26 protein-coding genes are annotated in these 24,452 nt (G+C 41.3%); 11 read left to right on the top strand and 15 right to left on the bottom strand.

What is annotated here, in order from left to right:
• The 4 genes from QNM18_RS14485 to QNM18_RS14470 form a co-directional block, all read right to left on the bottom strand.
• Entirely contained in the window at window positions 1-1,065 is a 1,065-nt protein-coding gene (locus QNM18_RS14485; RefSeq protein ID WP_284137641.1) for a hypothetical protein, read from the bottom strand.
• A 5-nt stretch (window positions 1,066-1,070) separates the two neighbouring features.
• On the bottom strand, window positions 1,071-2,150 hold the full coding sequence (locus QNM18_RS14480; RefSeq protein ID WP_211011801.1) for a hypothetical protein: 1,080 nt from the start codon (window positions 2,148-2,150) through the stop codon (window positions 1,071-1,073).
• A 399-nt stretch (window positions 2,151-2,549) separates the two neighbouring features.
• Window positions 2,550-3,593: a GGDEF domain-containing protein gene (locus QNM18_RS14475; protein ID WP_211011496.1), complete on the bottom strand. Its 1,044-nt coding sequence runs from the start codon at window positions 3,591-3,593 to the stop codon at window positions 2,550-2,552.
• Window positions 3,594-3,867: 274 nt separating this feature from the next.
• Entirely contained in the window at window positions 3,868-4,611 is a 744-nt protein-coding gene (locus QNM18_RS14470) for a helix-turn-helix domain-containing protein (RefSeq protein WP_211011497.1), read from the bottom strand.
• Between the two features lie 115 nt (window positions 4,612-4,726).
• On the opposite strand from QNM18_RS14470, the gene QNM18_RS14465 reads away from it, so the two are divergent.
• Genes QNM18_RS14465 through yiaA form a run of 3 tightly spaced genes read left to right on the top strand, consistent with a single transcriptional unit; the run spans window position 4,727 to window position 6,350 of the window.
• Window positions 4,727-5,083, top strand: a complete 357-nt coding sequence (locus QNM18_RS14465) for a hypothetical protein (RefSeq protein ID WP_284137640.1) — start codon at window positions 4,727-4,729, stop codon at window positions 5,081-5,083.
• Between the two features lie 2 nt (window positions 5,084-5,085).
• Window positions 5,086-5,886: a DUF2145 domain-containing protein gene (locus QNM18_RS14460; RefSeq protein ID WP_211011499.1), complete on the top strand. Its 801-nt coding sequence runs from the start codon at window positions 5,086-5,088 to the stop codon at window positions 5,884-5,886.
• A 2-nt stretch (window positions 5,887-5,888) separates the two neighbouring features.
• On the top strand, window positions 5,889-6,350 hold the full coding sequence (yiaA, locus tag QNM18_RS14455) for an inner membrane protein YiaA (protein ID WP_211011500.1): 462 nt from the start codon (window positions 5,889-5,891) through the stop codon (window positions 6,348-6,350).
• Window positions 6,351-6,371: 21 nt separating this feature from the next.
• On the opposite strand, the gene QNM18_RS14450 is transcribed toward yiaA, so the two are convergent.
• Both QNM18_RS14450 and QNM18_RS14445 read right to left on the bottom strand, forming a co-directional pair.
• Window positions 6,372-6,806, bottom strand: a complete 435-nt coding sequence (locus tag QNM18_RS14450) for a GNAT family N-acetyltransferase (RefSeq protein WP_284137639.1) — start codon at window positions 6,804-6,806, stop codon at window positions 6,372-6,374.
• A 342-nt stretch (window positions 6,807-7,148) separates the two neighbouring features.
• Entirely contained in the window at window positions 7,149-8,117 is a 969-nt protein-coding gene (locus QNM18_RS14445; protein ID WP_211011502.1) for a LysR family transcriptional regulator, read from the bottom strand.
• 155 nt (window positions 8,118-8,272) lie between these two features.
• On the opposite strand from QNM18_RS14445, the gene QNM18_RS14440 reads away from it, so the two are divergent.
• Complete coding sequence (locus QNM18_RS14440; RefSeq protein WP_211011503.1) at window positions 8,273-9,472, top strand: MFS transporter; 1,200 nt, start codon at window positions 8,273-8,275, stop codon at window positions 9,470-9,472.
• 9 nt (window positions 9,473-9,481) lie between these two features.
• The gene (locus tag QNM18_RS14435; RefSeq protein WP_284137638.1) at window positions 9,482-10,024 is read left to right on the top strand and encodes a hypothetical protein; all 543 of its coding nucleotides are present in this window, start codon (window positions 9,482-9,484) and stop codon (window positions 10,022-10,024) included.
• A 68-nt stretch (window positions 10,025-10,092) separates the two neighbouring features.
• Here the strand turns inward: QNM18_RS14435 and QNM18_RS14430 are convergent, their stop codons facing one another.
• Window positions 10,093-10,572, bottom strand: a complete 480-nt coding sequence (locus QNM18_RS14430; RefSeq protein ID WP_284137637.1) for a nuclear transport factor 2 family protein — start codon at window positions 10,570-10,572, stop codon at window positions 10,093-10,095.
• Window positions 10,573-10,705: 133 nt separating this feature from the next.
• On the opposite strand from QNM18_RS14430, the gene QNM18_RS14425 reads away from it, so the two are divergent.
• Entirely contained in the window at window positions 10,706-11,110 is a 405-nt protein-coding gene (locus tag QNM18_RS14425) for a winged helix-turn-helix transcriptional regulator (protein ID WP_211011506.1), read from the top strand.
• Between the two features lie 17 nt (window positions 11,111-11,127).
• Here QNM18_RS14425 and QNM18_RS14420 read toward each other — a convergent pair whose 3' ends face one another.
• Together QNM18_RS14420 and QNM18_RS14415 are read right to left on the bottom strand one after the other, a co-directional pair.
• A complete protein-coding gene (locus QNM18_RS14420; protein WP_284137636.1) occupies window positions 11,128-12,186 on the bottom strand; it encodes a Kelch repeat-containing protein in 1,059 nt (352 codons plus the stop codon).
• 266 nt (window positions 12,187-12,452) lie between these two features.
• Window positions 12,453-12,839: a thiol-disulfide oxidoreductase DCC family protein gene (locus tag QNM18_RS14415; RefSeq protein ID WP_284137635.1), complete on the bottom strand. Its 387-nt coding sequence runs from the start codon at window positions 12,837-12,839 to the stop codon at window positions 12,453-12,455.
• 213 nt (window positions 12,840-13,052) lie between these two features.
• On the opposite strand from QNM18_RS14415, the gene arsH reads away from it, so the two are divergent.
• Together arsH and sigZ are read left to right on the top strand one after the other, a co-directional pair.
• Window positions 13,053-13,796 (top strand): arsenical resistance protein ArsH, encoded by a 744-nt coding sequence (arsH, locus tag QNM18_RS14410; RefSeq protein WP_211011509.1) that lies wholly within the window; start codon window positions 13,053-13,055, stop codon window positions 13,794-13,796.
• 46 nt (window positions 13,797-13,842) lie between these two features.
• Window positions 13,843-14,418 carry an RNA polymerase sigma factor SigZ gene (sigZ, locus tag QNM18_RS14405; RefSeq protein WP_284137634.1) on the top strand — a complete coding sequence of 192 codons (576 nt, stop codon included), beginning with the start codon at window positions 13,843-13,845 and terminating at the stop codon, window positions 14,416-14,418.
• Between the two features lie 47 nt (window positions 14,419-14,465).
• Here the strand turns inward: sigZ and QNM18_RS14400 are convergent, their stop codons facing one another.
• From QNM18_RS14400 to QNM18_RS14380, 5 genes are all read right to left on the bottom strand, one after another.
• The gene (locus QNM18_RS14400; RefSeq protein ID WP_211011511.1) at window positions 14,466-14,639 is read right to left on the bottom strand and encodes a hypothetical protein; all 174 of its coding nucleotides are present in this window, start codon (window positions 14,637-14,639) and stop codon (window positions 14,466-14,468) included.
• Between the two features lie 69 nt (window positions 14,640-14,708).
• Entirely contained in the window at window positions 14,709-16,037 is a 1,329-nt protein-coding gene (locus QNM18_RS14395) for an N-acetylmuramoyl-L-alanine amidase (RefSeq protein WP_284137633.1), read from the bottom strand.
• Window positions 16,038-16,520: 483 nt separating this feature from the next.
• The gene (locus QNM18_RS14390; RefSeq protein ID WP_284137632.1) at window positions 16,521-17,234 is read right to left on the bottom strand and encodes an SAM-dependent methyltransferase; all 714 of its coding nucleotides are present in this window, start codon (window positions 17,232-17,234) and stop codon (window positions 16,521-16,523) included.
• A 134-nt stretch (window positions 17,235-17,368) separates the two neighbouring features.
• Complete coding sequence (locus QNM18_RS14385) at window positions 17,369-17,668, bottom strand: DUF3088 family protein (RefSeq protein WP_211011514.1); 300 nt, start codon at window positions 17,666-17,668, stop codon at window positions 17,369-17,371.
• A gap of 177 nt (window positions 17,669-17,845) precedes the next feature.
• Window positions 17,846-18,325: a DoxX family protein gene (locus QNM18_RS14380; RefSeq protein ID WP_284137631.1), complete on the bottom strand. Its 480-nt coding sequence runs from the start codon at window positions 18,323-18,325 to the stop codon at window positions 17,846-17,848.
• Window positions 18,326-18,600: 275 nt separating this feature from the next.
• Between QNM18_RS14380 and QNM18_RS14375 the strand changes: the two genes are divergently transcribed.
• On the top strand, window positions 18,601-19,083 hold the full coding sequence (locus QNM18_RS14375; protein ID WP_211011516.1) for a MarR family winged helix-turn-helix transcriptional regulator: 483 nt from the start codon (window positions 18,601-18,603) through the stop codon (window positions 19,081-19,083).
• Window positions 19,084-19,130: 47 nt separating this feature from the next.
• Complete coding sequence (locus tag QNM18_RS14370; RefSeq protein WP_284137630.1) at window positions 19,131-20,096, top strand: MBL fold metallo-hydrolase; 966 nt, start codon at window positions 19,131-19,133, stop codon at window positions 20,094-20,096.
• 190 nt (window positions 20,097-20,286) lie between these two features.
• Here QNM18_RS14370 and QNM18_RS14365 read toward each other — a convergent pair whose 3' ends face one another.
• Window positions 20,287-23,466: a methyl-accepting chemotaxis protein gene (locus QNM18_RS14365; RefSeq protein ID WP_284137629.1), complete on the bottom strand. Its 3,180-nt coding sequence runs from the start codon at window positions 23,464-23,466 to the stop codon at window positions 20,287-20,289.
• A 408-nt stretch (window positions 23,467-23,874) separates the two neighbouring features.
• Here QNM18_RS14365 and QNM18_RS14360 point away from each other — a divergent pair, with 408 nt between their 5' ends.
• Window positions 23,875-24,135: a hypothetical protein gene (locus QNM18_RS14360; RefSeq protein ID WP_023401408.1), complete on the top strand. Its 261-nt coding sequence runs from the start codon at window positions 23,875-23,877 to the stop codon at window positions 24,133-24,135.
• Window positions 24,136-24,452 lie beyond the last annotated feature (317 nt).

The following is a 24,452-nucleotide window of genomic DNA, read 5'->3' as shown; positions in this document are numbered from 1 at the left end:
TTATAGAGGGGTTTGCTGCGCCATCCCCTCTAAAAACTGCAAACTTGCACGCTCCTTATCGCTGGGTTTGTATGGCTCTCTTTTTAAATCTGATAAATCAACTGTGTGCAATGGAATTTCTGTGATTAAACTTTCACCATAACGGGTTCTTTCCCCTGGTACTGACGACATGCGTTCGACAATGAAAGTCGTCAATTTGAGGTCATTGCTTAAATTAGGCAATACAGATTGATGAGCTTTCAGCGTGATTTTCTGTTTTCCATTGGCCAGCTTTGACTTTGTCACCAAGTGCGCCAAAGGCTTTCCACCGTCAAATAAGTTTGCTCTAACCCGATAGATACCCGCATCTTCCACATCTAGCTCTAAAGCAATGATTAAGTCACTGCCTTGCACGTCTATGTACTTTAGCCCGACGAGTTTTGCACTCGGCTGTACATATTTAGCCTGTGCCACAATCGCAATAGGATCGCCACCCACATCTGCCGTCACTTTCAATTGTATATCACCAATAAAAGTGTCTTTGGCAGACAACTTGGTGACCGCTTGCCCCTGCTCAACTCTCAATTCCCTCTCAAGCAGTACGTTGCGGCCATCGACTAAACTGACAAGCACTTTCGCTTGTGTAATGCCTTCTCCGGTCAACTGTAATTCAATTGGCTCTGGATAAGTGAAGCGGTATTTATTGAGTACCAAAGCAATCGTGCCGCTCAGATCTGAATTCGGAACTGTGACCGGAATAAAGCGATTGGGCTCCAAACGATCAATATCGTGAATGCTTAAGGGCTGAGAATAAGGTGCAAAACGTAGCGTTTCTCGATAATTGGAAGCGATAGCTTTCGCCGCCTTTTGTGTACTGGTAAGTTGAAATGGCGACATATTAATCGCACTCGTAGCTTGCTCTTTGTCTAGCGCAACTACATCGGGCTCTTTTTGTTCCTGAATATCTTCTACTTCTTTGAGTACATTGGGCGATTGCTTCGGCTGAATGCTGCTATTTGGCGTAATTGCACGCCAAATAACAAGTGCCAATAGGGCACTTGTTATAACGACAAAGATTTTCTTCATAATGTCTACTCAGGGATAGCAGCAAAGAGCAGCGCTGACATGCTGGTGTTCTCAGACTGTCTTACATATCTGTACTTTTTCTTCCACAGCCAAAAGCCTTTCTCTTCCTCATAAGTAGAGAATGTCACGCGTTTGTTCGGTGCTATATCAATCGAGGATCGAGCTGTCGTTACTCTGCCATTTGCCTGATTTGATATCACCGAGTGATGATCATAGTTATCACTCATTAACATTGGGTAGTGGTAAGGTAAAAAGTGTCTCACCCCTCCGTCCTGATCAGAGAGCTTTCCGTCCATGCCAATATTTACACTACAACTGTCAAATGCCGCTACTTGGTTGGCACCACATGCAGAATGGGCCGCTACAACACTGTCGTCAATCCCAGGTAAAAATAGCTTCGTAGCATTTAGGTACAAGTCACCATCTGCAACAAATCTGAGTCTAGGAGTACGATCTCCTGGAAAGCTCGCAATTTGACGCGCATTATTCACTTTTAAATCGTTTAAAACTCCGAGCGTTTGACCCACAGAACGTCCGAGCCAAGCTCTAACAGCGGCTTCGACAACCGGATTTGCTAAACCATTGGCAACATTCACAGCTAGGTCGGCTAATTCACTGCCGCCACCAGCGCCTGCAACATCGAAGGTCGCGACGATATTTAATGGCTCAAGCCCTGCATTTTCTAGCCAGTTCGCTTGGTTGTCTATGATGTATCGAGTGATCAAATCACCCGTTGAATGTGTTAAGAAGATACACCCTGGCTGACAAACACCTTGTTCCGACATAGTGCGTAATTTTGGCCACAAGTAGTCACTTGCAATTTTGCCTTCTACACGCTCATAAGACGGCCAATCGATGCGTTCATCGGCAAGGACTCCCCAATATTCAGCCCAATATGCTTCGCCATCACTGTCGATTTTTCTCGGGTCAATGGCTGTCAACTGTTGAGATTGAAAACCATGAACCAGTACTGTTTTATAGGCCTTAGCGCTAACACTGATACTTGCACCCATAAAAGTTAACACCAAACTGCTGACTAATATCTGCTTGATTAATTTCACTGACGCACGCTCCATTTTATTCATTAAGAAACGTAAACACACCCCAACGACTTCGTGTTTCACTATTAAATGATTACCAAGTAAATACTCAAAAATCAAACTAAAATATTAATTTATTTTCACACCGTTAACTTTTTAGATCAAAAAACACTCTAAATATCACTGTTTTAGTCAGGTTACTAAGAGGCTAAAATTAAAATAAATGAGGTTCTAGTTTAAAGGAATATGGAAGGGATCTGCTCGTTATTGTATTGTTTGAACTCTAAATGCAGAGGTGATGCAAGGGTGTTTTCCCACCTATTTTTATTGAACGTCATAAAATAATGATGAGAAACTCAAAAGAAATGGTCAAAAAACAGTGAAGCAGAATAAAAACAGACGAGCTTTAGTTAACCCGCTTAACGAGTTATATTTGCAAGTCGTTTAACCTGCTACTTCTACACGATTTCGGCCATGGGATTTGGCAAGGTATAACGCTTTATCCGCGCATTCTACTAGGCTGTGCCAAGTCATTGTCTTACCGAATAATGCAATGCCAAAACTGGCAGTAATATGTTTCAAAACTTCGCCAGTTTCTTTGTCTTTCAATGACAGTTTAGCGATGTCCTCACGAATACGATTGGAAAACCCAACAGCTTCACTAATGCTGGAAAAGGAAATTAAAATACAAAACTCTTCACCACCATAACGATAGGCTTGACCTTCGGTGTCGCTGTGCAATTGAAGTTTTTGTGCTACTTTTCTCAAAACATCGTCGCCACGCTGGTGACCAAACTCATCGTTAAATTGTTTAAAGTGATCAATATCAATAAAGATCAGCACCTTTTGTAACTGGTTATTTTCATCACAAAACTTGATAATATCGTCGTCAAACTTTCCTCGATTAAGTAAGCCAGTTAATTTATCAGTGCTCGCTTTTTCCTGCGCATCCGTTAAGGTATCTTGCAGTTGCTTTATTTCACTGTACGCTACTTCAAGTTTCTTCTGAAAGCACAGAGCATTGTGTTGCATAACAATGGACTCCTGAGTCAGTTTAGAAACATAGTTCAGTACATCATTATAGATTTCGGGCCCTGCGTTGGTATTTTGCTTTTTCAGCTGATGTAAACCAACATGGCACTCAGACAACACGGCTGAAAATTCTTCTGAACAACTCAATGTGTTATTTATCTCTTGTTCAACATTATTAAGTGTGCCTTTTACTAGGTCTGACATCTCATGGAACAGAGCAAGATCTTGCTCACTTAAGAACTCATCAAACAACGCTTTAGCTTGATCCGGCGGGCAAGTACCATGCTGCGCAAGGATCTCCTCAAGTTTCCGATTGAGGTCGGGCTCTTTTCCTAGAACATAGCAATACCAAATCGCATAGTTCATAGGCGATAACGGTATTTGGTATTTAACCATAAAAGGTACAGCTTGTTTTAAACAACTTGCAGATTGAGCGAAAGAGCTATTTTGTTCCATGTAAGACCCATCAAACCACCAATTTCGGCGGCATCATTATTAATTTTTGTTCTGCTTTGAGAGCCAAGAAATACAATACTAAATAATTAGAAAAAATTAATCAATCTTGATTTTAACACCCTAATAACAACGACTAGCAATGTAAAAAATGCATACGAATTAAGTATAAATAATGTCTTAGGAATAATTTATGTAGCCAAATTATCACAAAGTACCCCTATAAGGTATTTTGTAATTGCATTTTAATCAACTTAAAACCGCCTATTTTTCCACTTTAGTCGTCTGGATCTCGTAACATGCTCTTGAATTGACCTAGCTGCCAAGGCCGCATCGCAAGCAACAACCCTACACCTCTGCGTTTGCTCAGCGGAAGCTTAATATCTTGCTCGTTTAACTTTGCAATCTCCTTAGTCAACTGCTGCAACCTGCGTTTGATGGTCGCTATCGTCGCATCGCTATAGCTACCTCTCAAATAGAATCGGTAGCTGTCTTCTTGATTAAATTCTCCTTGCAGGAACTTTCCCAATACGTGTTGTTCAATATAAGACTCTAAAGGACCGCCAGGTATCCAGCTAAAATCTTGGGCAATAAGCAATTTATATTTATTGTTTGGCAATAGCTGGATCATTTTTAAGCGGTCAAGATGCGCAAATAAACGGACACATTCGAGCGCCTCTATTTGATACTTAGTGATGATATCTTCAAATTCCCAACCGTCCCGAACACATACCGCAACCAAAAACAGTTTTGGATTGTCCATCAACTCCTGCTCTTGTTGGACAGTCAACTGGCTGATCTGTGACTGTTGTGATTGGGATAAAACAAATAAATCACAGAGTGTTACATCCAAAAGTTCGCAGACACTTTCCAACTTTTGTAACGAGAATAGTTCATTTGCGAACATTCTTTTAATGGTGGCTTCACTTTGCCCTAGGTGATTAGCAACATCCTTATAAGTCAATTTTTGCTGTTTAAGAAGCAGCTTTATAGTGTTAGAAACAAGTGGGATTTGGCTCATAGTATTAAATTTTAATACTTAAAGTATCTTTTTATAATACAAAGTATAAGTATATATACAAGTCCGTCCAGTTTGTTAATTTAGATAGCAACAAAACAGAACGGAGTGTTTTCATATGCTAGGACAAACAATTAAAACAGCTTTAATTACCGGCGCCGCATTGGCTTCTTTAGTTTTTACACCAGCAAGTATCGCGTCAGACAATGCATCAAACGCCAGTCACCATACGAGTCAAGCCAGTAAATACAGTGCATTGACTATGGGTGATAGCGTGGTAGCTGGCGCAGCAATTTCAACCGCTGTAGTTGCTGTGCCCATGGTCATTACGGGTACAGTGGTGTTAAGTGGAGGTATGGCAAGTATCGGGGTGGCAAACGCAGCGCTTGATTCAAAAAGTTCGAAGCCACTACCAATTAGTGATGATGTGATCATTGCAGGACCGCCCCCATCAGCAAAGTTAGAAGGAGAATAAACATGGGCATTAAACGATATGCAATCTACTTAACCATCGCTTTGCAAAGTATGAGTGTGGTAGCTGGCAGTGAACGCTCTAGTGAACACCATTTCGAACCAAGTGAAATTGCACAATTTGCGAAACACGTTGAGAAATATAGCGCTGCACATCGTGCCCATGTATTTATTATTGGTCGGGTCGGACAGCCGAGCCATACATTACCTGAAGGCGTCGAATTTACCCATGTAGCCATTGCCGTCTACTCTCAAATCACCACAAATAATGGCGAAAAGAGGTACGGATACGCTATCCACAACCTATATCAGCAGGCTAATAATCCTGCAAAAAGTGAATTGGTGATAGACTATCCAACTGACTTCTTTTGGTCGGTCAAAGAACTTAAAGCTGGTATTGCAATACCTAAATTGAGTGTACAAAAACAGATCCTTGAAGCCATTAATAACGGCGTTGCAGAGCAGGTTCACAACCCAAAGTATTCGCTCATAGCAAACCCATACAACAATCAAAGACAAAACTGTACTGAGCACACGCTCAATGTGATTAACGCAGCATTGTATAAGACTTCAGATATGGCACAGCTCAAAGCAAACACCAAAGCTTATTTTAACGCGCAACCTCTGCCGGTGAGTCGCTTCAAGCTGTTTTTTGGTTCCGTGTTTAAAGACGAGATCTACAGAAAAGATCACAGCGGACGTGTCCGTATCGCCACCTTTACAAGTATTCGTGACTACTTGGAGCAATATGATTTGCTGGCGCATTCCACCGTTATTACACCAAAACAGTCATCTGAGGAGATTTAATTATGGACAATCATCAATCACAGCAAAGCTCGAACAAAGCATTTAATATTGCTTCTATCGTTGTATTGGCCATTGGCATTGTCACCTACTGCATTGGCCTGTTTAATGCCCAAATGCAGCTAAACGAAAAAGGTTACTATTTAGTTATCCTACTATATGGCCTGTTTAGTGCGATTTCGCTGCAAAAAAGTATCCGAGATAAGCAAGAAAATATTTCGACATCAAGTATCTATCAATTACTCAGTTTAATCTCGACCGGCGCAGCGATTTTGCTATTAATGATCGGACTATATAACGCAAATTTGTTGCTCAGTGAAAAAGGGTTTTATGGTATTGCCTACCTGATGAGCTTGTACGCTGCAGTAGCTGTACAAAAAAATATCAGAGACAGAGAACAGGCAGTTCAATCAGAAATCACACAAATGGAATATGTGCAAACTTCTACCCAACCTGCGGGGGAGTAATACCACGCAAGCTGACAATGGTCAGCTTGCAATTTGAGTTGCCATGATGTGCTTGCTGTCTTTGTTTGCCACAACCTCAAAACCATACTTGTTGTAAAGTGCTACGAGATGCGGCTCGCATTTTAAGTATAAAGTTTGCCAACCAAGCTCTGATGCTTTTAATTTTGCGTGAGAGACCAACACTTCTGCTACCCCTTTACCCCGAGCACTTTCATCGACATACACACCGTCTAGCCAACAAGTATCATGACTAAATGTTATTTCCGCTGCCCCAACAAGTTTGTCATGGCAATAGGCAACAAAGCCAGCCCTTTGCTTAGTACAAGATATTTTATCGACAACGTCTGTCAGTGTTGCATTGGGGTTTTTACTGTCCCACTGCGCAAAGTACCAGCGAGCGACTTGCTCTATGGCTTCGCTACTGTCTGATATTGCAATTACTTTGATATTTTTCACGGCTTGACCTTTGTTCTTTTTTTATGCAACCAAACTTCCACTACAACGCAGAACTCAAAGATGTAATTACTTAAATCTTACCCTTTACGTATATAAAATTACTCATTTCTAATTACTTTAGCTATTAAGGTGCATGAAGATATAGGTGTTGAGGACCTGAAAATGAATGAAAGCGCACAAAGCTGTGCGCTCCAAAGACGTGGCGAAGGGGTCTACTCCAAATGCGTGTAAAGCGCTAAAAACCCTTCGATTAAGTAAACGTAGAACAAGGCAAATAAGATCACATTGTTTCAAATATAAAATTAAAAAGGCCTATACTCTCCCAAGTCTAAAGCCCCAATTTCAATCACTTTCTGTATTCGCTTGGTGATTCACAGTGTGTACTGCCCATGTTTGATATGCGCTTTCGCCTTTTTGCGCTAAGGCTTCGGTTAAAAATTCTATAAATACGCGCACTTTAGTGGGTAAATAGGTGCGTTTGGGGTAAATGGCAAAAACCCCGTTCTCAATTTCTGGTGGCCTAAAGTGAGGGTAAATGGAGATCAGTTTACCGCTCTCAAGGCCGCTTTTAGCAAGAAAATGAGGTAGTTGAGCAAACCCTAAGCCATCTTCACACATTGATACCATCATTTCACCATCGTCGGTAATGTGACTAGATTTCAGATCATATAATTGATACTCATCTTGTTCATCAGGTAAGTATATTGGCTGAAGTTGTTGCGTCTCTTTGATTCGAAAACCAATCCATTTGTGTACATTAAAATCATGTTGGCAACGTGGGGTGCCATGTTGTTGAAGGTAATCTGGCGAAGCGCAGACAAAAAAGTCCATTGGACTGAGGCGCTTGGCAACCAAACGGCTATCTTTAATAAACCCAGTGCGGATCGCAATATCGACACCACTTTCAATCACATCTGTGTGTAAATCGTTGATTTGGAGTTCTAGCTGAATGGCCGGGTACCTATCGCAAAAAGCAGCTAAGATTGGACGCAAATACAAGTGTCCATAACAAACAGCAGAATTGATTTTCAACACCCCGTTCGGTGAGTCATTCAGGTGACGAAGTTCATCTTCGCATGCCAATAAGTCTTGCAGTAATTTGCGAGCCGTTGATAAATACTGATTTCCAGCCTGTGTAATACTGAGTTGCCTAGTAGAGCGCTGCAAAAGCGTTACTTGTAATTGCGACTCCAAGCGACTGATGGCTTTACTCACTGTAGATGGGTCGGTATTGCACATCGTTGCAGCTGCGGCAAAACTGCCACTATCACACGCGGCTATAAACAACTCCAATGCTCTAAGTTTATCCATGTTCTTCGCATTTAACCGTTTCCTACTACTTACTATAACAGCAAAGACTCATGAATTATATTCACAGGTGTATGGAATACATGGTTATTTTTCACAGCCTTTTCCCGCCATAAACTATTTGAAGCACACATTCAGATGAGCTTGGAGACTTAGTTTTGAAAAATATCACCCCACAACCACCTCGCCAACACAGTATTTGGATATATATTGTGTTCGCTTTCATTGCCATGTCAGGCCTGTCATATATTAATTTTTTGCCTGGCTTGGTCAATGCGCTTGCTGGCAATATCGGCTACTCAGAGTCTGAAGCGGGACAAATTGTCTCACTTAATGGATACGGCGCTTTATTTGGTACAGCCACGGCTATTTTTGTTGTTCGTCGTTTCCCATGGAAACCGTTACTCCTAGCTTCATTCGTACCTCTGCTTTTACTGGAAGTATCAACTCCCAGCATCGACGGTTTGAATGCCATGTTGATAACCCGGTTTTTTTCAGGGTTTACTGGCGGTCTCGCCGTGGGCGTATCATTCTCCATGCTAGCAAGATTGACTAACAGTGATCGCGCATTTGGCATTTTATTGTTCACCCAATTCACTATAGGTGCCTTGGTGATGTATTGCTTACCTTTACTTGAATCTAACAACAACCACTTTGCAGTATTCTATATTATGGCGGCTATTGTGATGGCGGGCTTACTATTGACCCTGTTTATGTCACCTCATACGCTGCCAAAAGCTGCTATCTCGCATATGCAAGCCAATATAAAATCAATTGCTCATTCCGTTCGTTTGATGCTCACTATCTTGCTTTATATCAGTGCTGCAAGTGCACTATATACCTATGTCGGGGTTATAGGAATTCACGCCAACTTTGGACAAGAACAAGTCAGCACTGATATCGCATTTACCGGCCTACTAGGCTTAATTGGTGCCATGTTACCTATGTTAAAATCGCGACTCCTTAAAAGACAACCACTCATAGTTTCCGGTGCGTTGCTGTGCGCGGCTGCTAGCATCATGCTATTGCAACCTGCTCTATCGCACGCCATCTACATAGTGGCGTTAGCCTTGGTGTTTTTTACTTGGCCTGCTGTACAATCGTATTTGTTCGCTAGCGCTGCCGATTTAGATCCAAGCGGTCGCCTTTCAACTATTGCCTCGCTCATAGCTTCTGTTGGTATGGCCTCTGGTCCACTGCTCGCCGCCCTTTTAATTGAACCCGGTAATTACACTTCAATGCTCTATACCTGTAGTGCCTTATTTGCACTGAGCACAGTCGTTTTACTGATCCCACTGAAATCTCACAGCAACATAAACTCGCTGCAACCTAACCGTTCTCACTCCGAAATAAGTTAAGAGATAGCCATGATTAAATATTTACTTAATAAACAAATACTCGCCATGAAGAGTCAATATCAATACGATGTGCGCTATATGGAAGACATCATAGCAGCGGATCTACCTGCCTTTTTAAAATACTGGGGCTTTACAACCATGTCTTCTCATCGGGCCCATGTCCCAATGGCCCCTCTATTTGCTGCACGCATTCGAACACTCATCAGTGAAGATTGTGGGCCCTGTATACAGCTAGCCATTGACATGGCACTTGAAGCTGGCATCGATACAACAACCATTACACACATTGTCAGCAATCAAAAAGACAAAGTTTCTGAAGAAGTTGCACTTGCCATGCTCTTTACAGATTTGGTTTTAGCCCATGACCCCGGTGCTGATTTACTAAGAGAGCGTATCGTTCAACTATGGGGTCAGTCTGGCTTGATCACGCTTGGATTTAGCATTAGTGCATATCGGGTATTCCCAACATTAAAATACGCTTTGGGTTACGGGCAAGCCTGCCAGCAGCTCAAGATAAATGACTCGGCTATTTTACCAAACCATATTAGTTAGCTACCTGTTGTAGCGCATCAGTTCATCCCCTTACTCTGTTGCGCTCCCCCAAAAATACACACTTGGTATTAAAATACTCCATTACTGTTTTTGATTTTTCCCCCCATAAACAAGCTATATAAACGCATTGAAACATCCAAAGCTTGAATTGCATCCCAATGCTCAACAAGCTTGCCGTCTCTCACCGTCCAAGTATCAATAATATTCATGCCTTTTGTGTCATCGCCACGGTGTTTCGCTTTTAAAGTCGCATGTGAGTGAATAATTACTTGATCACCATCAACAAACATACGCTTGATTTCATAGCTGAATTCAGGAGCCAGTTTAACAAAGTCGCGTAATGTTTCGATTACTCCGGAAATGCCATCAGCCATATTGCGATTATGCTGCTTATATGGACCTTGACCAAAACGCGTCACCACCTTTTCAAAACTGTGATCGTTCATCAGTAATTGTACAAATTCTGCGACAATTTTGGCGTTTTTTGTCTCTTGCTCATTCCAATGTAGGCTAATTAGCGCGTCTGTGTTTATTTTTGGGCTGTTCATCTTTTGTTCTCAATTTACGTGTGACACATATAAAAGCGCCACTTACATTTAACTTTCAAAATGCAAGTTAAATTATTTGATTGCAAAATGCAAGTAAATTATCATAGACCAAAATTGTTCAAAGAGACCTATCATGACCAAACGTTCTGATTGTCCTATTTCTAATGTTCTTGACCATGTGGGAGACAAGTGGAGCTTGTTGATCATTAGAGATCTAATGTTTTTCGGCAAACACAGCTACTCAGAGTTACAAAATTCTGATGAAAAAATGGCGACTAATATTCTCTCGAGTCGACTCGAAAAATTAGAAAAAGAGGGGCTGATATACAAACAGAAAGATAAACAAGATAAAAGAAAAAAAGTATATCGACTAACCGAAGCAGGTATTGATATGCTGCCTATCATGTTGGAAATGATTGTGTGGAGTGCTAAACATGCACCTGAGACAAATATCCCCAACCAATTGGTATCGCGAGTTCACACAGACCGAGCAGGCTTAATTCAAGAGTTAACAGAGCAGCTCCACCAGCAGCCATAGACTGCCAGTTTAGAAAACTAAAAGGTGAGCCGCTCCACAATAGCGGACGTGCCCGTAGCACCCGCTTTAATAGCGCCACCAAGCAAGTATATTTGATTACCTAGGCTCACCGCTCCCAAACCATGACGTGCCGATGTCATAGTTAGCGACTCTGTAGCCCAGCGCTGTGTGGCCGGATCATATCGGAAGATCTGGTCAAATGTGCGGGTTTTCATTTCTCGCTTTCCCTTGTCATTTTTAACATAGGTGTACTCTTCACCACCAAATACATAAATCTGGCCATTAATTACAGCGCTCGCCAATCCTGCACTTGGCTGTGGCATGGGCGCTAAACTCTGCCAGCGATCTTCCTTAGGATCGTATCGCCAAAGATTGTCGAGATTTTTAAAATCGAGTGAGTTTATTCTTCCCCCCATCACATACCACTGCTCATTTATGACTACAGACGTAGCCGAATTACTGGCAATTGGTAACGGCGCAGCGCGAGACCAGTGCCCCTTTTTTAACACCCAATGCGCGTCGGTATCAGTCAATTTACCGTCCACCATAGTGCGCCCTCCAGCAACATGGATCTGGCCGTTAAGCGCCCCATACACGGATTCCCCCATGGGGATCGGTAATTCGGGGCCGACTTGCCACGCTTCGCCTTCGTCCCGCATAACATAAACAGATGACTTCACTTGCCATGCATTAGCTTTGGTTGCATCAAACCCGCCAATGGCATATAGCTCATCGCCGCTGGATATCAGCCCTAGATGATGTCGTGATTGAGGCAACAACGGGCCGCTCAGCCATGCTTGACGCGCATCGTCAAACACATAGGTATTATTCGAAGCGGCTAGGTGTGCCAATGTAGCCATGTTAGAGGAAGTCTGTTCAAAAGCCCCTGCAACATAAATTTTTCCTTTGAACACAGCGGGGTAAACTTCCTGCAATGGCGTTGGCAACATTTTCACTAGTTGCCATTTAAGCGCAGCTTGCTCTTGAGGGTTGTCATCTGATAAGTCTGTGGCGCACCCTTGCAGTATGAGGGTGACTATCATAGCGCTGAGTGTAGAAGATACTTTATTTTTCATGAGCACATTTTGCATAAAAACAGGTCATAAAATTAAAGCATGATGGCTTTTAGTTAGCTGTGACTTTTTTCTTAAATTACAATATATAAATAAAAATCAAATAGATAAAATTTAACAAAGCAAACATAGTTAATTGTTCGGCCGACGATGCCACGGCGCAAAGAAAAAGTGAACCCCATGACCATTCCGTCTGGGTATTCTAATCTTCAACGCCATTAACCCGGCTTAGCATATTGACGTTTTAACTAACCCGTCAGTCGCTTCTTTTATCGCCGACACACACCACTTTCGCACCGCGATTTGCCAGTCAATAAGTGTGAGATGCGATAGCGATTTTTTGCAAAAGCCAAATACAATTTATCAGCAACCGGTCTGACGACAGGCCAGCGTAAAGGGGCGTATAACCACCCCATGCCAACTAGGCGCCACGCGTTGTAGGTCACATCTAACCCAAGTAGCAAGTTTCCGTGCATATCTAGTGCATGCAAAATTAGATTGGCTTTGTTTGGGTCTATTTCTGGGTAACGTCCAAACTCTTCACTATAGATGTCCACAATTAAAATACGATTCGAGTTATCTCTTTTAGTCAAAGCTGCCATTTCTTTAACACACAGAGGGCAGGTGCCATCATAGAAAATTGTCAGTTCTTGCATTTTTATACCCAGATACTTTTTAACTTGTTACGTCAGTAGGGACACCCTAGATCACCAAACACAATATCACTCTTTCAAATTTATTGAAGTTTATTGCTCACATTTTATTAAGGATGAGTAGCCGTATTAAAAAAAGACCAAAAAGTTTTGACCCATCGTCGTCTTTTTTTCTCTTTGCCCGTCTTATGTGTGTACTTAATTTAGGAGGCGTAGATGAAATACCTAGAGACTCAAGCATTTAAATTGCAAACACCTGAAACACAACCCAACCTTCATAGCCCAAAGGTTTTAATGTTGTACGGCTCACTAAGGACTAACTCTATTAGTAAAAAAGCCGCGATTGAAGCGGGCAATATACTCACCTACATGGGTGCAGATGTGAAGTTTTTTAACCCCGAGGGTTTGCCTTTATTTGATAATGGTGACAGTGCGCATCACCCTAAAGTAAAAGAACTCAGAGACTTAGTTAACTGGTCGGAAGCACAAGTATGGACATCACCCGAGCTGCATGGAAATATGTCTGCTGTGCTAAAAAACCAAATTGACTGGATCCCTCTGTCCATGGGCGCAGTGCGGCCTACACAGGGAAAAGTGCTCGCAGTTATGCAAGTGAGTGGTGGCTCACAAAGCTTTAACGCGGTTAATAATATGCGTATTTTAGGACGTTGGATGCGTATGCTCACAATTCCGAACCAATCATCCATTGCCAAAGCCTACAACGAATTCAATGAAGACGGCTCTATGAAAGCGAGTGGTTTTCGAGATAGAGTTGTCGATGTTATGGAAGAACTTATGCGCTTTACCTTTCTCACTAGAGACAACAAAGCATTTTTCGTCGACCGCTACAGTGAACGAAAGGATCAACAACAGCAACAAGCAGCATTGACCACAGCGTTGGCTGACATAATTGAAACTGAACCAGCTTCGTCTCCAACAAAAAAGGCATCGTGCTGCTAAGCTAATGTAACTGCAGTCATTGACTGCAGTTTATATGAGGGTAACTATGACTACAGAGCAAATTTGGAACGAATATAGAAGTAGCTTGAAAGCTTTTCTTCACAGCAAAGTCGCTAACCCAGCAGACGTAGACGACTTACTACAAGACGTGCTTCTAAAAACACACTTGGCGATGAACAGTTTAAACAAACCCAGCAGTATCAAAGCTTGGTTATTTCAAATTGCACACCATACAGTCATCGATTACTACCGAAAAAATGGCTTGGCGAAACAAATTGAGTCGCAGCCTCTGTGGTATGAGTCTGAGCAGCGTAATGTCAAAATTGAACTAGCAAAATGCATCAAACCCTTTATCCAAGCCTTGCCTGAAAAAAGTGCTCACTTGCTAGACGAAGTGGAGTTAGAGGGGAAATCGCAAAAGCAACTTGCGCAAGAATTAGAAATCAGCTACTCAACCCTCAAATCACAGGTTCAAAAAGCGCGTACCGAATTGCACAGTGTTTTTCATGCCTGTTGTGAATATGAACTCGACAAAAATGGCAACTTAATTGAGTATCATCCCAAAGCAGATTTTGATGCCAAGAACATATCGGCCTCTAAATGCGGCAAACAAGCATGTTAAGCCCTTTGACCTGTTAGACCGATACAGCTAAATTGAGAAGTTTATTTTTAAGGCACAGACTTCTTGGCTTTTTTAGGGAATAGTCTAAACCAAAATGCTGCTTCAAAAACAACCCCTAAAACGACAAATGCAAACATCCCACTTGCACTGCCATAGCTATAAGCACTCAGTGCAGCAACCAAAAGTATAAAAGCGATCAGTAATCTGTATGCTAATTTCATATATCCTCACCTATCACGTGTTTAATCCATCAATATTAAAGAAAATACTACAAAACTTATCTTGGTGCATCAATGCGCTGATTTTGGGATTGTCAGAACTTGGCCAACTCTAATGACATTGGAACTCAATCCATTTGCCCGCTTCAGACTTGATAAAGAGACCTGATACCGCTGTGCGATTAAAGACAGAGACTCACCGCGACTCACTTTGTGAGAACGAGCACTATTGGCAGCTATCAAAGTGCCTTTTGGCGGGTAACGATTGAAATAGTTTTCAATCGCGCGAGTAATAGACTTGGCTAGTTTTTGCTGGTGGGTTGGGTCATTTAAGTTTTTTTCGTCTTTAGGGTTGGAAATAAACCCTGTCTCGATTAACACTGACGGAATATCGGGCGCGGTCAATACTGCTAAGCTTAATCCTACAGGTTTGCGTTTATGCAACTTCGTAACCTTTTTCATTTCCTTGAGCACAAACGTTGCGAACTCATAGCTACTTTTTGTTGTGAACTCTTTCGTCATATCAGCCAAAATAACCGCTAAGTTATCATCTTGGGTATGTTTAATCGTTTCACCAGCTCCCCCAAGTAATTGGGACTCTTTTTCTCGATTTGCAATCACTTTAGTAAACTCAGAGTTAGCCCGTCGGGCTGATTGCACCAAAACTGAGGCGCCATTTGGCTGAGCTGAGGTGAATGCATCTGCATGAATTGATATCAGAAGATCTGCCCGGTTTTGGCGCGCCATTCTAGGTTTTTTGTCATGGCGTACAAAATAATCACCGGTTCTTATTAACACCGCTTTCATACCTGGCTTTTTATTGAGCAAAGCTGCGAGTTTTTTGGCAATCGCCAATGTGACGTGCTTTTCATAGCTTCCTTTGTATCCAATTGACCCTGGGTCATCGCCGCCATGCCCCGCCACTATCGCAATAACAACATCCCTATTTTCTTCTGGTTGTTTTGGCTTTATTACTCTTTTTGGCTTTTTAGGGTCATGTAATTCAACAACAAGACGGTGGCCATATTGCCCAGTAGGGGCGAGAGGAAAAACCACCAATTTAAATGTGTTTTCTAACTCTAATACAATACGTTTGGTGTGCTTATTTTTAGGAGTGCTTGTGCGGATTTTTTTTATTCGTTGATCATTCTTTAGCAGCTTTTTAAAGTTAACTTGCGAGTCGCTATCACTAAAATCAATCACTAATCTGTTTGGTGATTTTAAGCTAAAGTACTTGTAATCAGGCTTTTGCTTTAAGTCAAAAACTACTCTAGTGCTTTCTGGTGCAGACCATAGTCGTACACCTTCAATGCTATTTGCGGCATAAACCCCCAAGCTACAGAAAAAACCGACAATGTAGGTAAGTAACGCAACATACTTGACAGCAAGTTTGATTGACACAAAATAAGCTTTCAACTTCATCCCTTAGGTACAAAAAACCGAAGAAACCACATCTATGTCTTTAATATAGAGTGTATTCAATCAAAAATAACGCAGATGAGATGAAAAATCCATTATATTACAATAATACTGAAATGAAATTATATCTATTAAGCTAAACTAAGCTTGCCAAATTGAGTTGCCAGCTAATGTTCTTCTAGCTGATTAATGGTAATTTAGCATTTGCCGTTTTTACCAATCACTCCTCCACTTTTTTGTGTTAAGAAACACTTCACCTTTGCGTTCTCGCAGCCTCCTAAACTAGTTTAATATACAATCTGACTGCCAATTCATCGTAAGTTAGTCAAATGAAAAATAGATGGATAACATACTTGAGATTGGAACAATGCCGCCTTCTCGATATGATTAAAGATATATACTAAGGGGAATATGCCATTATATTTATCGAACGGTGGCTATTTAATACAGCCATAAATGACAGAGCTAAAACTTGGTTTTCTTTTCAAATAAATAAAATCCATACCCCAAGGTTTCTCTTCCCCACCTAAGATACGCATCCATCCAAGTATTTAGCTGTTCAATTTTTGCTTGTATATCTGCATCATTTGGACAATCTTTGAGGGCTGCTTGCGCTTGCATTACTCGGCCCCACTCAAAGTTATCCCACTCCTCTACACTGCTGGTCGTTGCATATAAAGCCTGAAAACCATGCGCTTGTGCCGCTTTAACGGTGGTAAAGTGCGACAGATAGAAGTTTTCGGGTACTCCCAAAAAGTTTAAATAGGCTGTGTCTGGTCGCTGTATCCAAAAACACTCACCCAACAACATCCTTCCATTGGGTTTTAAAAAGCGAGCCATAGTACTGAGTGCACAGGAAAGATTACCATAGGCGTGTGAGGCTCCGTTACATACAATTAAGTCGTAACTACCATTTGATACCTCCACGTTTGAAATATCATCACACACAAACTGAAACCTGTCAGTGTTGAAGCGACTTGATGCGAACGCACTCGCCTTCTGGATCAACGTAGCATCTATATCTATGCCGACAACGCAACTTTCATATGCTTCGAGGATTTTATGTAGAAGACGCCCATTGCCACACCCAATTTCTAACACACTTGAGCCTTTCGGTAATTGCAGTAAGGATATTAAATGTTTTTCTTTGGCACTTCCTAGTGGGCTATTATACTCCATCGAAACAACTCCTTTTATAATTACAAACTAGATATAACAACCGTGCTAAGCTGAATACTGTACCTATAATGCAATCAAATCTATCCGTGATTGATATTTAAGCTCAAAGCTTTAGCCAAATGCTCATAAGATTGTTATGGGTGTACTGCCGCACCGCCATATTTTTCTGCAAGGCAGTTAATTATTTCAGTGGGGTCTGTTAAGGTCTCGCCATCCGGCAGCACCAATACTGGTAGCCACTGTTTGTCTTCACCTAATAACTCAACGAGCACCTTTCGAGGCTTTGGGAAATCGAGCCTATGCATGTCTACTTTCGATTCCCAGTGTTTATTCACCAACAAGGCGCCCTCTATCATGGCGCAATGCGAACATATCCATGATTTATTAGGCCCATCTTCAAATGGCATCTTTAATACAAACAGTTTTGGTTTCATGACATACTTCCTAGCTTGTTCAATATTGATAAAACAAAATTATACTGAAAACAAGCAGTAATAAAAACACGCAGCTCCCTCAAACGCCTAAAGAAAACATAAAGCACATGCATAAATTTAAGCTCATTTAATTAACAGGTAGTTGGTAAGCACAGCCTAATCAATCAACGTAGGACCCTATGTTTTATTCCATTGAACTTGGGCTGGTTTAATGCATAAGAAGTAAGCCCAAGAAATTAAAATGACTTGCAAAGGACCCCTAATCAATAGATATATAGGTCCCCATTGATGACCACCAAGGCCTACACCATTGACGGCTGCATAAATATTGGCGGGAAAGAAAACCACAAAAACAATCACGGCCAACCGTGCTGCAAAACGCTGAAGTTTAGGAATAAATAACGCAATCCCTATTGCCAATTCGAGTACACCAGTCAAATAAATCAAAGTTAACCGAAAAGGCACCCAGGGTGGTAGCATTTCAACCATACCTTGCGCTTTAACAAAGTGTCCGATGAAAAAGAACAGATAAGCCAACCCTAAACCCCAACAGGCGAACTTTCTAATATTAAGCGGTTGCTTTTGAGTCTTTGAAAATAAATAACTGATTGCTAATGGGCCAATTAACAACAATAAAATAATAATAGGCGTTACCATAATATTCCTTTTACACCCCTTTCCTTAGCGACTGTTTTCGTTATCACGGTATGCAAACTAACCTTGCTCACCCATGCCACATCTCAGCTCTTTAACATTAACTATTTAACTAGAATACTATTTCTATTTCAATCATTCGTGCATTATTCAAGCAATTACGTGAGCGTAAAATCTAATACACAATCTGCTTTATACCCGAACAAACTACACAAGTACTTGTATAGTTTCATTTCAGTGCTATTGTACAAGTACTTGTATAAATAGAGTGCACTTTAATGAGTTCTTATTTTGACAACTTGGACAATGCTTTTTTGGCTCACTTTTGTCGGCGACTATCAGACCTAATAATCGAACAGGGCGCTAAAGTGACTGAAAGTTATGGGATCACCACTCCTAGTACAGCTATTTCAAGCATTTATTTTATTGAACAAAATCATGGTGTGACAGTGGCAGAGCTAGCATCTGCATTAGAGGTAACACATCAAATGGCAACGCAAAGAATCAATACACTAGAAAGCCTCGATTTGATTTACCGAAAGCCTAACCCACAAGACAAACGCGCAAAAATGATTCACTTAACGGAGCTGGGAAAACAAGAGGCAGTCAAGTTAAAGCCTCTAACAAAAAACATGTCGCAAGTATTTAGTGAACTGAATCAACAGATAGAATGCGACATTGTGGCAAAAGTGCGTTTAGCTGAGCAAGCATTGATAGACAAACCTCTTATGCAGCGCCTAAATGAATTACACAACCGATGAAAGCGATGCCTTACTAAAATCACAATTCTCTGTCATAGGGAGCAAAAATGAAAACTTGTGCATTTATTATACTTTTATTGATAACCGGGTGTTCCACACATGGAGCACACTTTGTCGATGCCAAACCAATGAGCAATGATTTATTCACCAGTTCAGTGCTAAGTAAACCAAACTGGCACCATGGCGCAAAAAACTGCGCATTTTCACAGCAAGCGCCTCATGATGTTTATCAACATGATGAAAGTACTTTTATAATCAGACAAAATAAATGCTTAACTTTCGAAGCTCCATTTATTTACGTTTTGGCAGGAAAGAAGTCCGTATTGGTAGTGGATACAGGTGCTCTTGATCAAAGCTCTTCCTACAATCTATATCAAGAGTTGGAAAAGCTGTTAGGTAAAAAACAGCTATCAAGCAAACAGCTTTTCGTGCTCCACTCCCATGGACACAGCGACCATTACCAAGGAGACTGGTCATTTTCAGGACAGAAAAATGTAACTCTAGTCAATCCAGCAAGGCAAGCAGTGCACACGTTTTTTCAATTTGAAGATTGGCCAAATGGCCAAAAAACCATCGACTTAGGCGATAGACAGATAACCGTGCTTCCAACGCCTGGCCACCAAGAAGAAAGCATCAGTTTATATGATGACAAGAATAAATGGCTTCTCACTGGTGACACCTTGTATCCAGGCTATATCTATATTAAAGATTGGGCATCCTATAAAAAAAGTATTGATAAACTTGCTAAATTTGCTAAAAAACATGAAGTAAAAGCAATATTAGGTGCCCATATTGAAATGAAAAACAAGCCAAAGCTCTATTACCCAATTGGCTCTACTTTCCAACCTAATGAGGCCCCATTAGATCTAAATGCCAATCATCTTTATGCACTTAACAGCGTGCTGAAAGCTCAAAACACACCCAAAGAGCTAATTTTTGATAGGTTTATCATCAAGCCGATGAACCTATTTCAAAGAACACTTAGCGATCTCATTCGGTTGTTTAGTACCTAAAGTATAAAATTTATCGTGAGGGCTGCGGCTAGACCGCTAGCCTCACATTGAGCTGAAAAAATGCTTGTCGCGATTGTCGTCTTTATTAAGTCAAAAACAGCATCTAGCTGGTATTTATGTCAGATTCAAGAGTACATTAAACCAACCTGCGGTAACTAAATTCCCACTCTGTTGCAAATACAACCCCAAATCATAGCGTGTGGCCTATTAGATTGTGTGCTGCATTTCCTTTAGTTGTAAAGCCACTGAGTTTTCGTTTCATGTCTCCTGCCTGCTCAGACATTGATACAGCGGTGGCAGACGCTTCTTCCGCCATTGCTGCATTTTGCTGCGTCATTTCTTCCATCTGTAAAATCGCCTGATTAACTTGCTTGATTGCGCTGTTTTGCTGATCGGAAATAGTTGCAATTTCAGCGATCATTTCACTAGCGCTCTGTGCCGCATTAACAATTTTACTCAGTGTATCACCTGACTGATTAACTAACTGTGTCCCTATAGATATTTTGTCAACATTGGCACGGATCAATTCTTTTATTTCTTTGGCTGCTGTTGCAGAACGCTGCGCTAAGGCTCTTACTTCCCCAGCAACCACGGCAAACCCCTTACCTTGTTTACCCGCCCTCGCAGCTTCTACTGCGGCATTAAGTGCTAATAAATTGGTTTGGAAAGCAATTTCATCAATCACGCCTATGATGTCAGTGATCCGTTCACTGGCTTGGTTAATTTCATTCATACTATCTACAGCATCCCCAACAACTTTGAAGCCACTTTCGGCCTGTACTTGGGTATCAGCAGAGAGTTGATTTGCATTTTGTGCTTTGTCGGCGCTACTGACCACAGACTCTGTAAGTTCTCCCATCAAAGAGCGCGTTTTTTCTAGCGCTGTCGCCTGTTGCTCCGTTCTTTGACTTAAGTTTACCACTGCACTGGACAAGTCATTCGAAGAGTTATCCGTTTGATTTGCACTAGCCATCACTTGTTCGACAACTGAAGAGAGCCTATTCAGGCTTGTATTTATTGACTGACTTAGTAAAGCAAAGTCACCAGCGTAAACGTCGCCCATTTGCTGAGATAAATCCCCCTTTGCGACCTGCGTCATGACCGACTTGCAGTCATCCATCGGGGCAACAACAGCCTCTAATAAAGTATTCACACCTGTAATAATCTGTTGAAAGTCGCCCTGATGTTTTGAGGTGTCTGCTCTGGCTGCTAAATTACCATTACTCGCCGCGTCAGCAAGCGAATTTGCATCATCAATCAATTGACCTACTGCATCAATACAGGTGTTTAAGTTTATCTTGAGCAATTCAAAGTCGCCATTATATTGCTCAGTAATATGTCCTGGAATATCTCCGCGTGATATGGCTTCAACGACGTTGGCCGCTTTCGTCAATGGCCCGACCATCGCATCCATCATATTGTTGACACCAGTAACGATTTTTCGAAAGTCTCCATTGTGCTGAGTCAGGTCCACTCGTTTTTTTAAGTCGCCAGCTACAGCTGCATTCGCCAAGCCGTTGACATCTTTTATCATCAAACCAACAACTTCAATGCAGGTATTCAAATTGTTTTTCAGTAACGCAAAATCTCCTTGATATTGCTCATTTATCAATGCGGGCACATCACCTTTGGAGATGAGGTGCACAGCTTCTGCGGTTTTTTTCAAAGGACCAACTATTGCCTCTAGCAGTTCATTAATCCCCTCGGCAAGTACTTTCATAAACCCATCAAAATGAGCGCTATCAATACGCGTATTTAGCTCGCCTTTAGCTGCCGCTTTAATTACTTTTTGGATCTGAGATTCGGCATCTCGTTGCTGAGTGAGATCTTGCCACTCTAGGACGACCCCGAGCTTTATTTGCTCTTTGCTGACTATAGGGTTGAGCGTTAACTTCAAAGATTTTCTGCCCAGTTTTAGTTCTTCGCTGTGAGTTTGACTCAAGTTACTCAACTGTTGTGACAAAGCCGCCGGAGAAGGATGCAGTTTGCTCGCATCAGATCCAACAATATGTTCCGCGTTAAAGCCTGTGAGTGTTTCTTCAATCGCAGTTTGGCTTTCTGTAAATAAGGCCTGTGAGGCATTGTTTTGGTAAATAATGGTATTTCGCTCATCGGCAACCATCACATTCGCAGAGACATTATCTAATGCCTGTTTCAGTCGATTATTTTCAGCGGCTTGAGTACGCTCCAACTCCATTCTTTGTTGCAGCTCTTGTCGCGACTTAAGCAAGCTAGACTGCATACCACCCAACGCTTCTAGCAATTGACCTGATTCATCTTTGGTATCCGCATTGATTTTATTTTCTAAATTTCCTTTAGAAATCTCTTGAGCAATATTCACCGCATTATTGATTGGGGATGTGATGCGCTGTAGCACAAAAAATACAAAACCAAGTGTCAGCGATAGGGAAACAACCATAAGCACAACCGCAAAATAAACATCTTGGCTCGCTTGTTCCAATGATTTGTTTGACAGCGTGGCAAGATTACCAGACAACTTATCTGAAACAGTTTTCAACAAATTTATCTTCGCTGTTTGCATCTTAAACCAATAAGCCGCATCTATGCCAAAATTACCCTCATTCACTTTTGCAAATGCCGCATCACGCATCTTTTGCGTTTCGGTAACGGCTTCATTCTCCATTGTCGCGAGGTAAAATCGTTTGTTCTCTTGCGAAGCCAGACTTAAGAACACTTCCATATATGTATCCTGGACCGTGATCAAGTTTCTGAGCTTCTCATACTGCCCTGGCTTAAACTGATTTTCGGCAAAAACAGCGGTAAATACCGCACGCTCGACACCGGCTCGCTCTTTGCTGTTTAAAAAGTTGCGATAGGCGGTCGCGGCATTCACAATCTCACTTTGTGTACTCAATTTTGCCAAAAAAGTGATTGTTGATAAGAAAGCGCCATTGGATCGCGTGTAATAGCCAATGGCATCGCTTGTCGATATAGAAAATCCGCTGATCTGTTCACGCACGTTTCCTAGTTGCTTTTTCAATGTAAGCGCACTGTTGAGCTGAGTAGCAAATTCCCTACCAAACTCATTTACATCAAACGCCATTAAAAAATTATCTAATCGACTGGCTGCTTTGTCTGTGTCTTCTCGTTGCTTAGGTAACACGTCAGAGAACTTAGCCCCTTTACTTCCCAAAAACCCAGCAGTTGCTCCGCGCTCTTTTTGCATTTCATGGACAAATTCATTGGCCAATACAGATAATTGAGTCAGCAGTAGTAGCTTGGCATTTTCCCGCTCAAGCTGCTGACTTTCATATACTTTGTCTATTGCGAGTGCAACCATAAACACTAAGGGGATTAACGCAATTGAAATTAACTTCCAGCGGAGTTTTAGATTGTTAAAAATACGCATATATCATTCCCTATGCAATCTGAAAAAATATATAACCATGTGAGCGTATTTAGGAGTGTAGTTAGGAATTACGAGTGCTTCAATGCAAGGTAAAAACAGAGTATTAAAAAAGTGCTAGGCTTGCGTATAAACGGATTACCGCGTCAACAACCATCATATTCGTATATAGCAATCAATTATCATTATTATACAACCCACGCTTACACTCCTTTTAGTTGTTGACCACCTCAAATCTGATGCGATTTTTTAAACAATATAATGGCAATTGTGTAATGTTTATCTCAAAAACCATGTTCACAAATGTAGAGATAAATGAAACTCGTTAAATACTAAGGTCTATATTGACCTTAGACACAGTTGCAGTACAGTTAAAATCGAACAAATTACAGACAAACAAGGACAGTAAAAATGAAAAAAATGATGCTTTCTACGATTGTAAGTGTGGTTGTTGCCATCACTAGTTATTCTGCACATTCTGCTACTACAGTAAGCGCTTGGGGTGGAGCTGAGCATTTAAATTATGACACTGCAAGAGGGGGAGCAATACTCAATCTGAAACGTCGCTACCCAAATGTGCGTAATGTACGCGTCACACAATGTTTTAGAGTTACATACCCACCTGCATACAGAAAAGGGGTCGTGACCTGTGAAGCGGTTGGAGAAATCTAGTAAGTCCAAATGAAAAATAAAGGGCGTTAATTGTAAACGCCCTATATAAAATATCTGTGCATAAAACAGACAAAACTAACAACATGAAGTCATGTTTAATAGCTACTTTGCTCAGGAAAGTTATTTTATAGTATCCCAAAGCGGGCTTGTGCTGCTGTTAAAAAATAGACAATATAAATTGAAAGCTATATGTGTTTTACAGAAAAAGCTAACACCGTACCAACTGAAATACTTCTCCTCAAGAATCCTATCTAAGCCTTGAAACTCTATTTAGAAAAAATTAAAAGCAATGCTTAATAGCATCGCTTTTAAAAGGA

The organism is Pseudoalteromonas obscura, from assembly GCF_030135505.1.
GTDB lineage: Bacteria > Pseudomonadota > Gammaproteobacteria > Enterobacterales > Alteromonadaceae > Pseudoalteromonas > Pseudoalteromonas obscura.
The sequence above is the reverse complement of the archived record's forward strand: the minus strand, read 5'-3'. Positions and strand labels throughout refer to the sequence as shown.